Here is a 14,235-nt window from a genome sequence, read left to right on the forward strand (position 1 = left end):
TTTATCAAGCTCGACCCCGGCGGCGTGACCATTGTCGGCCCCCAGGTCAAGATCAACTCCGGCGGTAGCCCCGGCCGCGGCCAGGGCCAGGCGATTGTACTGCCCCGCTTACCCGGGGAAGCCGAGCCTGAGGAGAGCGAGGACGTTACCCTTGAGCCGCACCAGACCCCACTGCTCAGCAGCGACATCACCGCCGCCACGCCGTTGGCGTTAGACGATATCGACATCACCGATGGCCTGGCCGACGACTGCAGTGCCTGCCAACCGGCGGTGGGTAGCCCGGTGAACCCGCTGCTGGGCGCCAAGCTGCTGCCCGCCGAGACCGATTTTGCACTCCCCGCGCCACGGCCGTTTGTGTTTAGCCGTGGCTACCTCTCCAGCAACGGAGCGGTAGGCGCCCTGGGTCAGGGTTGGTCGCTCCCCGGCGAGTCTCTGGCCATTACCCTCAATGACGACGCCTGTATTGTCCAAGATGCCCAGGGCCGTGCGATTACCTTTGGTTCACTGGCCCCCGGCCAGGCACGCTTCTCGCCCACCGAACAGCTATGGATACGCCGCGGGGGTGCCTCAACCGCTGAAGATAGCAACGCGCCCCGCTGGCAAGCCCTGGACGAGACGTTGCGCAATGATCCTGAGCGTATCGTGTTAAGCGATGCCAGCGGGCTTTACTATGTGTTTGCTAACCCAACAGACGTGGCAACCATTGGCGCGAGTTCAGGCGATAACGTAGGAAATAATAGCGCCCGCTGGCCCTTAATCGAAGAGCGCGACCGCAACGGCTACACCACCCAGTACCGCTGGGAGGGTGATCTGTTGGTGCGGGTGATCGACAGCGCCCAGCGCCACTACCAGCTGGTCTACGATGCCCTGTTACCCGCGATGCAAGGCGACACCGGGCAGCGCTTGACCGGCGTCAAGCTGGTGCAGGCCCACGACGGTGAGTCGGCGGACGAGTGGTTAGTGCGCTACTCCTATAGCCCGGTGGGGGATTTGATTGCGGTGCGTCACCGCCACGGTGAAGTGGTGCGCGAGTTCGAGTGGCAAGCGCATATGCTTACCGCCCACCGGGTACCCGGCGGCATGGAAGCCCACTACACCTGGGATCGCCACGCCCCGGATGGCCGCGTGGTCGGCCAGCAGGAAGCCGGTGGCTTGGCGCGGACGTACAGCTACCAAGTGGATCATACGCTGGTCACCGACAGCCTGGGCCGGGAGGAGCGCTACCACTTTGTGGGCAGCGGCCCCGGCCGCCGCTGGACGGCCCATACCCGCGCCGATGGCTCGCGGATCGAGTTTCGCTATGACCGTGCCGGTCTCAAAGTAGCCACGGTGGATCCGCTGGGCCACGAGATGCTAATCGAGCGCGATGACCATGGTCAGGTGATCGCCCAGGTAGCCCCGGATGGCACCCGCTGGGCCATTGAACGGGATGCCCTGGGGCAACCGGTTAACATCGAAGGCCCTGGCGATCAGCGCTGGCAGATCCCACGTAACGACCTCGGCCATCCGTTGGAAGTCATCGGGCCGGAAGGCACCACCGCCTTCGCCTACGACAATACCGACCTGCCCGACCGCCCTACCACTGTCACCGATGCGGGGGGTGCTACCCACCAACGCGAGTGGAACGCCCTGGGCCAGATCACCGCCCAGATCGACTGCTCCCAGCAGCGCACCGAGTACGCCTACGACCGCCACGGCTATCTGGCCAGTGTCACCAACGCCTTGGGCGAGACCACCCGCACCCAGCACGACGAGATGGGTCGACGACTCGCCACGCAACTGCCGGACGGCACCCACTGGCACCACCATGTGGATGCGCTTGGGCGGCTGGTGGAGCTGGAAGGCCCGCAAGGGTTTAGGCAACAATTCTTCTTTAATGACCACGGCCGCCAGGTGCAACGCATCGAGGCCGACGGCAGCCAGCAGTTCACCGCTTACGATGACATTGGCCGCCTCAGCGAGCTGACCCTGGGCAACGGCGCGGTCTACCGCTTTGCTTATGACGAGATGGATCGCTTAGCCAGCGAGACCGGCCCCGATGGCCGGGAGCAGCAGTACCGCTACGATGACGCCGGGCGACTGATCGAACGCATTGAGGCCAATCGCCCCGGCCCTGATGGTCAGCCGCTGGTCACTAAGTACGACTATGACGAAGCTGGTCGCCTCACCGCCCGGCACCTGCCCGCCACGGAACACGCCCCGGCCAGCACGGAGCAGTACCAGTGGGGCACCAATGGCCAGCTACTCAGCGTCACCAACGACCACGGCGAGGTCAGTTTTAACTACGACCACGCCCAACGCTTAATCGGCGAACAGCAGCAACATGCAGGAGAGAGTGGTTGGAGCTGGCAACACCAGCATAGCCTGACGGCTACCGGCGCGCCCCAGGCTAGTCAGTTCGGTGAACTACCGGCGCTCAACTGGCACACCTACGGCAGCGGCCACCTGCACGGCCTAAGTGCCCCAGGCCTGGATCTGGAAATCGCCCTGGAACCCGATGCGCTGCACCGGGAGACCCAGCGCCGCCTCAGCACCGGCGCCAAGGCGCACAACCAGCCGCTGGTGTTGGAGCGCGGGTACACGAACCTGGGCCAACTGGATCACCTCACCCTGCGCAGCCCGGACACCGCCAGCCAGCAGAGCTATCGATACGACGCCCTGGGCCGGATGAGCTTCCGCAGCCTGCAAGGTGATCCAGCAGAAAAAGTCATCGCCTACAGCTACGACGCCGCCGGGCGCTTGATCGGCAGCCAGCACGGCGACCACGCCCACCGCTACTCAGTGGACGCGGCGGGCAATCGGTTAGAAGGCCAACAGGCCCTTTCTGATAATCGACTGGGGCAGTTAAACGGTACCCGCTTCCGCTACGACGGTGCCGGTAACCTGATCGAACGCCAACAGCCCAACGGCGAACGCCTAACCCTGGGCTACGACGGCGCGAATCGCCTAGTGCACCTGATCCACGCCAGCGAGCTGGGGGCGACCCGCGAAGCCACTTACCGCTACGACGGCCTGGGAAGACGCATCAGCAAAACCGTACGTCACACCAATGGCACCACCGCCACCACCCACTACGGCTGGGATGGTGACCGCATTGTAAGGGAAGAAACGGATAGCCAGCGCACTACCGTGGTCTATGAGCCTGGGAGTTTTGTGCCCATGCTGCGCATTGATGACACTCAACAAGGCCAGGTACTCAGCGCCTACATCACCGACGCCCTGGGTACACCGATGCAACTGGTCACCCCCAACGGCCAACCCCGCTGGCTCGCCGAACCCGACGACTGGGCAGCCGTCAAAAACCAACGCGCCGTGCGCAACGTCACCCAACCAATCCGGTTCCAGGGCCAATGGCACGACGAAGAGAGTGGCCTCTACTACAACCGCCACCGCTACTACGACCCGCAGCAAGGCAGGTATATCAGCCAGGATCCGATTGGTCTTAACGGTGGCACTAACTTGTATGGGTATGTGACCAACCCGACAGGGATGGTGGATCCGCTGGGGCTGAGTGGTTTTTTAGGTGCTGACTTTAGCGATCTTATGGGCTCTACCACATCCTGCCCCCAAGAGGGTGAACTTGGTAACTGCAAAAAATGGCCTCCACTCGCGCCCTCAGGCGCTGACATCGACAGTAATATAGCAAATGCAAGTGATAAATGGAGTCCGTGGTGGTTTAGGAATCAAGTGAAAAATGGAGGGCCCTGGGATTACAAGCAGCAAGGTAGTGATTATGAAGACTTCGGCAATTTTAACTATGGCGCTACTGGGGCAGCTTTTGGCTTTCCTGATACAATCCTCTTGAATGAAGCAGGTCGAGCGCAGCAAGCTGCGGGAACTTCTTTACCCTCCTGGGGTAGCCCAGGGCCTAGCTTATTCCCCTTTCTCGGCACAGCTCCTTTTGGCGATGATCCGCAAGATCAGTACTGGATTAAGGAAGGAATAGATTTTTATCGTAATAGAGAACAGTGGAACACTCCTATTCAACTCGGACCATGATGAGATGAAAGTTTTGAAGATAATAATCATTGGTAGTAGTTTTGTTTTACTCGCTCTTTTAGGTATTGTGGTGTGGTTTTTTTTCAGTGGAGGTATTTTTTCAGATTGTGAAACACATGAAATTTCCCGCAGTAAATCTCCGAGCGGTAAATATGAAGCCATGGTTTATATCAAAGGCTGTGGAGCAACGACACCATCTGCGACGATAGTAGCACTTAGACAAGATGAAAAGGTTAGCGCCTTCGAAGATATTTTCATTATAGAGGCTGCTGTATCTATAGATTTTGAATGGACAGGCCCCGACCAATTAAAGATTTTCTCACCCAAAATTATAACTAATGCAGATATATTTAGAAAAGAAATGAATTGGCAAACAGTGTCTATTGAATATCAATAGAAGTGGGCAGCCAATTGGCTTTCTTTAGGCAGGGAAGAGCAGTACCATGACGATACCCTGAGTCGGATGAGCTTCCGTGCACTGTAAGGCGATCAAGCATCAAAAGTCATCGCCTGCAGCTACGACGCCGCCGGGCGTCTAATCGGCAGCCAGCATGGTGACCACGCCCACCGCTACAGTGTGGCGCGGCCGGTAATCGGTTAGAAGGCCAACAGGCCCTTTCTGATAATAGCCTGGGACAGCTAAACGGTACCCGCTACCGCTACGACGGGGCCGGTAACCTGATCGAACGCCAACAGCCCAACGGCGAACGTTTAACCCTGGGCTATGACGGCGCGCATCGCCTACCACGCCAGCGAACTGGGGGCTACCCGCGAAGCCACCTACCGCTACGACGGCCTGGGAAGACGCATCAGCAAAACCGTGCGCCACACCAACGGCACCACCCACTACGGTTGGGACGGTGATCGCATCGTGCGCGAAGATACGGACAATCAGCGCACCACCGTGGTCTACGAGCCGGGCAGTTTTGTGCCCATGCTGCGTATTGATGTCACCCAGCAAGGCTAGGTACTCAGCGCCTACGTCACCGACGCCCTGGGTACGCCGATGCAGTCAGCCACCCCCAACGCCAACCCCGATGGCTCGCCGAACCCGACGACTGGGCCGCGGTCAAAAACCAACGCGCCGTGCGCAACGTCACCCAACCGATCCGCCTCCAGGGCCAGTGGCGCGACGAAGAAAGCGGTATCTACTACGACCCACAGTAAGGCAGATGCATCAGCCAGGATCCGATCAGCCTCAACGGCGGCACGAACTTGTGTGGTTATGTAAATAATCCGACGGGGATGGTGGATCCGCAGGGGTTAGTGGCCCAAGTATGCGCGGTACCAGGCCCCACGATGGCAGCTTGTGTTTCAGCTGGACAATGGCTTTTAGGTGCATTGGGAATAGGGGCCACTGCGACTGCAGTATCTACCATCTCTAGCCCTACAAATGATACGTTTCAAACACGCCCTGGCGCATATACTGGCACTCATTCAAGTACAGAAGAAATAATGCACCGCGGAAGAATTCAGGCACAAGGTGGTGGCCTAGAGGCGTCAGTTGCTTGGTCACAAATGAGCTCTCCCAGTTCAGCAGAAGAGCTATTGATGCTTGATGAGAGGCAAACACAGTTGACAAAAATGTAAATACGAAAGCGAGCTAGAGATTTTAATCAGGCAGAACGCTTTATCAATAACGCAGGAAATGCTGGCGGTGTTATGGCCCCCGTTTCTAGAAGTTTCCCTCGGGGTAATGCTATTCGTGTTGATATAGAAGTCATTACGGGTGAAGCATTTGTTCCATAAAAGATTACTGAGGCTAAATATGATGATTTTCGAAGTTTGGGAAGATGAGGACGGCACGACGCTGTCTACTGTAAATAATATAGCCGAATAAAAAAAGAAAGTGCTGCTTTCTCAGAATGCGAAGCTACTATATAGAATAGAGGCTGATAGTTATGAAGAAGCAATGATTAAATACCATCATAAAATGGGTTGGGAACGATACAAACCTATGAAAGAAGAATAATATTGGCAGCAGTTCATCGCGTTTGATCACCACTTAATCTATGTAATGATGCGGTTTACGGTGGAGGGGAGCTAATAAATCAGCGCACCACAGCAAACCGCCATTATTTACGTCATTACCTATGCATTGTGCTCCTGATCAACTTCAGGCGGTGTCCAAATAGGCACATCTTGCCGCTGGGGTTCGGGCCAATCCTGCTTCATTGCGCTGTTCAACGACTCTTCCAGCTTCATAAATAGCTCGCCGTAGCGGGGGCTGAAGCTGATGCCCTCTTCGATCTCTTTCCAGGCTTCAAACAGTTCATCTTCGTGGGCATCTTCGTTCTGTACAAAGGCCCAAGTCATCTGCTTAGCTCGCATAGGGTGCACGCCCATGGCAGTCAGTGCGTGCCCACCCAACTCCAGCGCTGAATGATAGGTTTCACTGATAACGTCGTCGGCCCCTGCATCACGTAGTTGATAGCCATGACCACGGTCGAACGCACGGGCCAGCACCCACACTTGGGGGTAAGCATGCTTCACATGCTTAACCATCTGCACGGCACGCTCACGATCGTCTAACGCGATAACTAGTAACCTAGCGTGCTCAATCCCTGCGGTCTCAAGCAAGTCGGAGCGGCTGGCGTCACCAAAGTAGCTTTTGATATTAATTTTGCGCAGATTCTCGATCTGCTCAATCTCCAGATCCAGCGCCACGATGGGGATATTATTGGCGCGCAGCAAGCGGCAGATTATTTGTCCAAACCGCCCTACCCCCGCAACGATAACCGGTGCCTGCTCCTCAATAGCATCGGCTTCGCGATCATCGTTTTTAGCGATAAGGTAGCGCGGCAGCACCAGCCGGTCATAGGCAATAAATAGCAACGGCGTTAAGAACATCGATAGCGCCACGACTAACGAAAGCACCTGGGAGATATCGGTAGGAATCACGCTGTTTTGAACGCTGTAGGTCAGCAGCACAAAGCCAAACTCACCGGCTTGGGCAAGGCTTAAAGTAAACAGCCAGCCGTTGCTACCAGGCACTCGAAATAGCAGCGCCAAACCCAACAGAATCACACCTTTAACAACGATAACCGCCACGCCTAGCGATAGCACCGTGCCCCACTCCGCTGCTAACACCGAGAAGTTGATGCCCGCCCCTACGGTAATAAAGAACAGCCCCAGTAGTAGTCCTTTGAAGGGCTCAATATTGGCTTCCAGCTCGTGCTTAAATTCACTGTTGGCGAGCACCACCCCCGCCAGGAAGGCACCCAGCGCGGGGGATAAATTGACCACACTCATCAGTGCGGCGATGCCAATCACCAACATCAACGCTGTAGCGGTAAACACTTCACGCAGGCCAGAGCCAATCACATAGCGAAACAGCAGCGGCATTAAGTAGTAGCCGCCGGCGATGACACTCACGATGGCACCCACGACCACTAAGGCGTGCGCCCAGCCGGGCAAGTGGGCTACCAGGCTTAAGCTGGCGTGACCGTCATCACCGCCCGCCCCCATCAACTCAGGCAGCGCCAGCAGCGGGATCAGCGCCAACATGGGGATTACCGCAATATCCTGAAACAGCAGCACCGAAAAAGCGCTGCGCCCACCCTCGGTTTTGGCCAGCCCCTTTTCATTCAGTGTTTGCAGCACAATCGCCGTAGAAGAGAGCGCGAAAATCAGTCCCACCGCCAGGGCGGTTTGCCACACGAGTCCCAGCCACCAGGCAATAGCGGTGCCAGCTGCGGCGGTTAGCAAGACCTGAAGTCCGCCCAGGCCGATCAGACGAACCCGCATGGCCCACAGCCCTTTGGGGTCTAGCTCCATGCCCACCAAAAACAGCATCATCACCACGCCGAACTCGGCAAAGTGCTGAATGGTGGTGGTCTCCTGCCCCACCAGCCCCAGAATCGGGCCAATCACGACCCCAGCAACCAGATACCCCAGCACAGACCCCAGACCAAAACGCTTGGCTAGCGGTACCGCGATCACCGCGGCGACAAGGTAAATAAAGGCTTGAATAAAATAGCCGGTCATCGTGACTCCTCAAAATTGAACGCTCTGCTTGACTTCCCTGAGCAATCAGGTAGCGTACTAGTACGCTAGTACATTACAGGTTACCTGGTGGCACACATGACAACAGACGAACACTACCAGGCTGAGCTCATTCGCCATTTGCTCGCTATTGATTCACCTGAAGCAATGGACGCAGCGCTGGCGAGCCTGCTAACGCCTGCAGAGTACCAAGAAATCAGTAAACGCCTACAAATTTTTAAGCTGCTGCGTGAAGGCGTGCCCCACCGCAAAATTGCCGAAACCCTGGGCGTGGGCATCGCTACGGTTTCACGGGGTTCCCGCGCGCTGACCACGTTACCCTCTTCAAGCCCTTCTTCACGGAATGATGCATCATGACCACTGCCAATACACATGCCTCATCAGGCCCGCAGCCTTTTACGCTGCCGCGCAAACCTCACTATGTGACCTTGGCGGCGGACTGCGACTTCTTTGCCCTGTTTCAGAAAATCGAGCGTCGGTTTGATACCTGCTACATGCTTGAGTCTCTGGGCGAAGATAGCCATATGGCGCGCCACTCGATTATCGGGTTCGACCCCGAGTACACGCTCTACGCCAACGGCAACACGCTGACCATCGAAGAACGTGGCGGTAATGCCAACCACTACACTAGCGACAACCCCTACGAACTGCTGCGTAGCCTGATCCCGCAGAATATTATTTCCCGCAAGTACGCCGGGGGGTTAAGCGGTTACCTTGGTTACGATGCCATGCAGTATTTCGAGCCATCGCTTACGTTAAAAGCCAACGATGATTTCGACACCTTCCGATTCGGGCTTTACAAAGATGGCCTGATCCTCGACAAGATGACCGGAGAAGTCACCTACTTCTACTACGACAACAGCCGCTACGAATTTCTGCAGACGCTGATCGATGCAGACGATGAACCAGCAGGCCCGCTGAAAATCACCGCCTTAGGCGACACCATGAGCCAGGCAGAGCACGCCGAGGCGGTGGCCAAGGTGAAACGGGATATTATCGACGGCAAGGTGTTCCAGTGCGAAGTTGGCTTTAAAAAACGCTTTAGTATTAAAGGCGACGCCCTGGCGCTGTATGACCAGCTACGCACCATCAACCCGTCGCCGCAAATGTACTACGTCAAATTTGGCGAGCAGAAGCTGATCGGCGCAAGCCCAGAGCTTTTATTTCGGCTTCGCCAGGGCGAGATGGAGACCTTCCCACTGGCGGGTACCACCACCCGGGGTCAAACACTCCAGGAAGACACCCAGCTCGCTAGGGCACTGCTTAACGATCCCAAAGAGATCGCCGAGCATAATATGATCGTGGATCTACACCGCAACGATATTGGCCGGGTAGCGCAGTTTGCCACGGTGAAAGTACGCAGTTTGATGGATATCAAACGCTTTAGCCACGTGCAGCATATCTCCAGCGAGATCGTCGGCATTATCGCCGAAGGTGAAGATATGTTTACCGCGCTGGCCAGCAACTTCCCCGCGGGCACCCTCACCGGCGCACCCAAAATCGAGGCGATGAAAATCATCGATGATCTGGAAACCGACGGGCGCGGCCCCTACGGAGGCGCAGTGGGTCAGTTCTCGTTCAACGGCGACTGTACCTTTGCGATTCCGATTCGTACCGTGTTTGTGAATGGTGAGCGTGCCTACGTGCAAACCTGCGGTGGCAATGTGTTTGATAGCAATGCCGACGATGAGTATGAGGAGATCCGCCGCAAGTTTGCCGGTACTCGCAAAGCCCTTACCCCCTTTATGGAGACGGACATGGAGAGCCCAGCATGAAGGTACTTATCATCGATAATTACGACTCCTTCACCTACAACCTCTACCAGTTTATTGGTGAGATTCTAACCACAGAGAAGAACCGCGGCGGGCTGGCCAATTTTGAGATTATCGTTAAGCGCAACAATCAGATCGATTACGACGCCATCGAAGCCATGGCCCCGGATCGTATTATCATCTCCCCCGGCCCCGGCTCGCCGGATGACCCGCGCTACTTTGGTGTATGCGCTGAAGTGATCGAGAAACTGGGCAAGACCACACCGCTGCTGGGAGTGTGCCTGGGTATGCAGGGCATTGTGCACGTATTTGGCGGCAAGGTGGTGAAAGCTCCGCTACCGATGCATGGCAAGATCAGCCCGATCAACCACAATAACGCATCGGTGTTTAACGGCGTGCCCGACCAGCTTGAGGTAATGCGCTACCACTCGCTAATTGCCGATGCGACCACCCTGCCCGAGTGCCTGGAGGTGACCGCCACCGTGGGCGCACTGGCAGCTGATAGCTTTGAGCAGCGTAGCAGTTGGCAGGCATTGGGTGAATTCGAACTGATGGGCGTTAAACATCGGGAGTACCCGATTCACGGCATCCAGTTTCACCCGGAATCGTTTGCCACCGAAGGCGGCAAAGAGCTGATCGCTAATTTTCTTTTCGCGCACGGCAATCACGCCAGAGCGTAGGCACCAAGTATAGGGTGGCTAAACGGGTGGCTAAATGAGACTCAATGAAACCGTTAGCCATCCTAGACAGGCCAGATTTACGACAACCGTCAGCCAGAACGTAACTTGAAAGGCGGTTTTCTGGGTTTTATGCCTCAGTTGCTGTTGGGCCAGTAGCGCACCCGGCCAGCCACCCACTACCCCAAGCAGATGTAGCGACTTTTCACTCACCCGACGGCGGTTTTTAATAGCCGCCTTTTTGTCGATAGCGTAAGTGATATAAGCGATAACGCTCACTACAGCGTAAAAGGCGACGATTGGGATCACAGTGAAGACTCTTGAATGATGGGGAGTTACTTGCGCCGCTGGGAAGGCTTTCCGACCGCCGCTGGCTTACCGCGGCCTTTACCAACGGGCTTACCTTTAGCTCCAGGCTTGCTTTTAGCACCAAGCTTGCCGGGGGCTTTGCTGCCCTTGGAGTGCGGCTTGCCTAACGTACTGCCTTTCGGGCCGGTACCTGTTTTTCCACTGACGGCTTTTTTACCCTTGACGGGTGGTTTAGCCCCGGCCGCTTTGGCACCAGCCGCCTTCGCGCCTGCTTTGGCCGGGCGCCCTTTCGCGGAAGGCGGTTTTGCCTTTCCTGCGCCTGAGCTGTAGTTGGGTCTTTCCGGCTTAGCTTTACTTTTCTTCTCGGGTGCCGCCTCTGAGCGTTCGGTCAGCGCGATAATGGTATCGATCTCTTTGGCAGTAAGATCGCGCCAGTCGCCCAGGGCCAAGCCTTTGAGGGGTACATTCATAATACGCGTGCGAATAAGCTGGGTAACTTCATAGCCGAAGTATTCGCACATACGGCGAATTTGCCGATTGAGCCCCTGCACCAGAGTGATGGTGAACACAAAGGTGGACTCTTTTTGCACCTTGCAGCGCTTAGTCACCTTGCCAAGAATCGGCACACCACTCTGCATGCCCTCGATAAACTCGTCGGTGATCGGCTTGTTCACCGTCACCTGGTACTCTTTTTCGTGGTTGTTATTGGCGCGCAGAATCTTATTAACCAGATCGCCGTTATTGGTTAAAAAAATCAGCCCCTGAGAGTCTTTATCGAGCCGCCCAATGGGAAAAATACGCACGCCATGCTTCACAAACTCAACGATATTGTCCTTTTCGCTGGACTCAGTGGTACTGACAATGCCCACCGGTTTGTTCAGCGCGATCAGTACCAGATCCTCCTCTTCCTGAGGCTCGATCTCCTGACCGTTTACTTTAACCAAGTCACCCGCCACCACTTGATCACCGGTAGTCGCACGGCGACCGTTTATCCATACGTTGCCCTGCTCCACAAAACGGTCGGCTTCACGGCGAGAGCACATCCCGCTCTCGCTAATATATTTATTGATACGGGTAGTTTTTCGAAACGACATAAAACGCCATGTGGCTATAAGAGGATAAGCAAACAGTTAAAAAGAGGAGCCGGGCTCCTTTAAGAAGGCCAACTCCTCGTCGGTAGAGCCCCGCCCCAACAGTGCGTTGCGGTGCGGGTAGCGCCCAAAACGATCAATAATCGCCTTGTGGCGCACTTCAAAGTCGTAGTTATTCTCTAACCCCGGCTGGTCAAACAGCTGCATCGCCAGCTCATGAATGGCCGCGGATTCGCTATGCATATAGGGCATATACAAAAACGCACGCTGCTCGCTGGTTAGTTCTGCGTCTGCCCCAGCGGCTACCGCCTCTTGAGCTAGCGCCAGCGCTAAGGGATCAGTGGCAAAGGCGCGAGCGTCATCGCGATAGATATTGCGCGAGAACTGATCCAGCACAATGATCTCCGCAAGCCGCCCTTGCGGCGTTTGACGCCATGCGTAACATTCACACCGCGCGGTTTGGGCATGCAGCGCGCCAAACCGCTGCGAGATTGTACGATCCAACTCAGCGTCTTTTTTAAACCACTGAGCAGGCGTCAACTCCTCAAACCAAAAGTCGAGTACCGCTTGAGCATCTGAGGACATTGACGCCTCCCTGTTGTAGTAGAACGTTGTAGTAAAACGTTACGGTAAAAAATCGTGTTAAAACAGCCTAGCCGGTGTTGCGCAGACCTGCCGCTATGCCCGCCATAGTGACCATTAACGCCCGAGAAAGATCGGCGCTGATCGCCCCGTCGGCGTCGCGATTACGCTGCAGCAACTCCGCCTGCAAACCGTGCAGCGGATCGATGTAGGGGTTGCGAACATCGATCGCCTGGCGAATCAGCGGCGTGTTTTCCAATAGCTTCTCTTGCTGAAGAATATCCAGCACTGCTTCTTCCAACGACGCGAAGCGCTGGCGTAACTTTTTACCCAACGCCTTCAGTGAGGGCTCGTCGACCAAGCGGTGCTCGTAGTAAGCGGCAATGGCGACATCGGCTTTGGCCAGCAGCATCTCCAGCATGTCCAGATAGGTGCCAAAGAAAGGCCACTCGTTGCGCATCTCCTGTAGCACATCGCGTCCACCGGGCTGCTCCAAGCGCCGCGCAAAGGCTTCGCCGCTGCCCAGCCACGCGGGTAGCATCAGGCGAATCTGCGTCCAGGCGAAAATCCATGGAATGGCGCGCAGGGTTTCCACCCCGCCATCCTGGCGCCGCTTGGTGGGGCGTGAACCCAACGGCAGCCTACCCAAGGCGCCTTCCGGTGTGACCGCGCGGAAATAGGGTACGAAGTCTGGGTCTTCACGCACCACGCCCACATAGGCACCATGCGCTACCTTGGCGAGCTGATCCATCTCTTCACGCCAGTGCGGTTCCGGTGCACGCGGTGGCAACAGCGTGGCTTCCAGCACTGCACAGGCATAGATCTCCATGGAGCGCAGGGCAATATCGGGTTGGCCAAACTTGAAGCGAATCATCTCGCCCTGCTCAGTCACCCGCAGACTGCCGTTTACCGAGCCTGGAGGCTGGGAGAGTATCGCCGCATGGGCCGGACCGCCACCGCGGCCGACGGTGCCGCCGCGGCCGTGGAACAGGGTTAAATCGACACCGTGTCGGTTACACACATTGACCAGCGACTCTTGAGCACGGTACTGCGCCCAGGCAGCGGCCAGCTGGCCGGCATCTTTTGCCGAGTCGGAGTAGCCGATCATGACCTCCTGACGGTCATCGATCAGCGAACGGTAGCCCGGTATCGCCAGCAGCTGATCCACCACATCGCCTGCGTGATCCAGGTCGTTAAGGGTTTCAAACAGCGGTGCAATAGGTAGCGTTACCTGCCCCCCGACCTCTTTCATCAGCAGTGCTACGGTGAGCACGTCCGAGGGTTCAGCGGCCATGGAAATGATGTAAGTTCCCAGCGCTTCGGAGTGCTCCTGGGCGATAACTTTGAAGGTATCCAGCACTTCGCGGGACTCGGCGGAACACTCCCAGCGGCGCGGAATCAGCGGGCGACGTGAGGCCAGCTCCTCAAGCAGAAATTCCTGACGTTTGGCTTCGTCCCACTCCTGGTAGTGACCCAGGCCAAGGGAGCTTGTTAGCTCTTCAATGACCTGGGCATGGCGACTGGCTTCCTGACGTAGGTCAAGCTTGGTCAGCGTAACGCCAAACACCGCTACTCGGCGCAGCGTATCCAGCAGCGCGCCGTTAGCGATGGTGTCGAGGCCCACATCACACAACGAACGGTAGCAGGCGAGCAGCGGTGAGTAGAGCTGATCGCGGGTTTCAATAATCGGCCCGCCGTCGTAGTTGCGCCCTTCCAGTTCGGCCTTGGCCCAATCCCGGGTCGACTCCACCTTAGCCAGTAGACGTTTCAACACTTCGCGGTACGGCTCGGCTACATCAC

General features: G+C 56.7%; 11 protein-coding genes. 6 read left to right on the top strand and 5 right to left on the bottom strand.

The window, feature by feature from the left end:
* The 3 genes from HALA3H3_RS22570 to HALA3H3_RS27540 all read left to right on the top strand — a co-directional run.
* Positions 1-3,999 (top strand): RHS repeat-associated core domain-containing protein (locus tag HALA3H3_RS22570; RefSeq protein ID WP_053857079.1); only part of this gene is annotated, 3,999 nt, incomplete at its 5' end.
* Positions 4,000-4,003: 4 nt separating this feature from the next.
* Positions 4,004-4,396 carry a DUF5412 family protein gene (locus tag HALA3H3_RS22575; protein WP_022523821.1) on the top strand — a complete coding sequence of 131 codons (393 nt, stop codon included), beginning with the start codon at positions 4,004-4,006 and terminating at the stop codon, positions 4,394-4,396.
* A 327-nt stretch (positions 4,397-4,723) separates the two neighbouring features.
* Entirely contained in the window at positions 4,724-4,966 is a 243-nt protein-coding gene (locus HALA3H3_RS27540) for a hypothetical protein (RefSeq protein WP_022523822.1), read from the top strand.
* 1,124 nt (positions 4,967-6,090) lie between these two features.
* Here HALA3H3_RS27540 and HALA3H3_RS22585 read toward each other — a convergent pair.
* Positions 6,091-7,986, bottom strand: coding sequence for a monovalent cation:proton antiporter-2 (CPA2) family protein (locus HALA3H3_RS22585; protein ID WP_022523825.1), 1,896 nt, complete (start codon positions 7,984-7,986; stop codon positions 6,091-6,093).
* A gap of 96 nt (positions 7,987-8,082) precedes the next feature.
* On the opposite strand from HALA3H3_RS22585, the gene HALA3H3_RS22590 reads away from it, so the two are divergent.
* Genes HALA3H3_RS22590 through HALA3H3_RS22600 form a run of 3 tightly spaced genes read left to right on the top strand, consistent with a single transcriptional unit; the run spans position 8,083 to position 10,456 of the window.
* Positions 8,083-8,361, top strand: a complete 279-nt coding sequence (locus HALA3H3_RS22590; protein WP_022523826.1) for a Trp family transcriptional regulator — start codon at positions 8,083-8,085, stop codon at positions 8,359-8,361.
* A complete protein-coding gene (locus tag HALA3H3_RS22595) occupies positions 8,358-9,779 on the top strand; it encodes an anthranilate synthase component I family protein (protein ID WP_022523827.1) in 1,422 nt (473 codons plus the stop codon). The genes HALA3H3_RS22590 and HALA3H3_RS22595 overlap by 4 nt, the downstream gene beginning before the upstream one ends.
* Positions 9,776-10,456, top strand: coding sequence for an anthranilate synthase component II (locus HALA3H3_RS22600; RefSeq protein WP_022523828.1), 681 nt, complete (start codon positions 9,776-9,778; stop codon positions 10,454-10,456). The genes HALA3H3_RS22595 and HALA3H3_RS22600 overlap by 4 nt, the downstream gene beginning before the upstream one ends.
* A gap of 30 nt (positions 10,457-10,486) precedes the next feature.
* On the opposite strand, the gene HALA3H3_RS22605 is transcribed toward HALA3H3_RS22600, so the two are convergent.
* The 4 genes from HALA3H3_RS22605 to HALA3H3_RS26425 form a co-directional block, all read right to left on the bottom strand.
* A complete protein-coding gene (locus HALA3H3_RS22605; protein WP_022523829.1) occupies positions 10,487-10,762 on the bottom strand; it encodes a DUF1294 domain-containing protein in 276 nt (91 codons plus the stop codon).
* Between the two features lie 26 nt (positions 10,763-10,788).
* A complete protein-coding gene (rluF, locus tag HALA3H3_RS22610) occupies positions 10,789-11,856 on the bottom strand; it encodes a 23S rRNA pseudouridine(2604) synthase RluF (RefSeq protein ID WP_053857080.1) in 1,068 nt (355 codons plus the stop codon).
* 36 nt (positions 11,857-11,892) lie between these two features.
* Complete coding sequence (locus HALA3H3_RS22615; protein WP_022523831.1) at positions 11,893-12,438, bottom strand: DUF924 family protein; 546 nt, start codon at positions 12,436-12,438, stop codon at positions 11,893-11,895.
* A gap of 67 nt (positions 12,439-12,505) precedes the next feature.
* On the bottom strand, positions 12,506-14,235 hold a 1,730-nt coding region (locus HALA3H3_RS26425; RefSeq protein WP_082116893.1), incomplete at its 5' end, for a phosphoenolpyruvate carboxylase.

The sequence above is a fragment of the Halomonas sp. A3H3 genome (assembly GCF_000982975.1).
Taxonomy (GTDB): Bacteria; Pseudomonadota; Gammaproteobacteria; order Pseudomonadales; family Halomonadaceae; genus Vreelandella; species Vreelandella titanicae.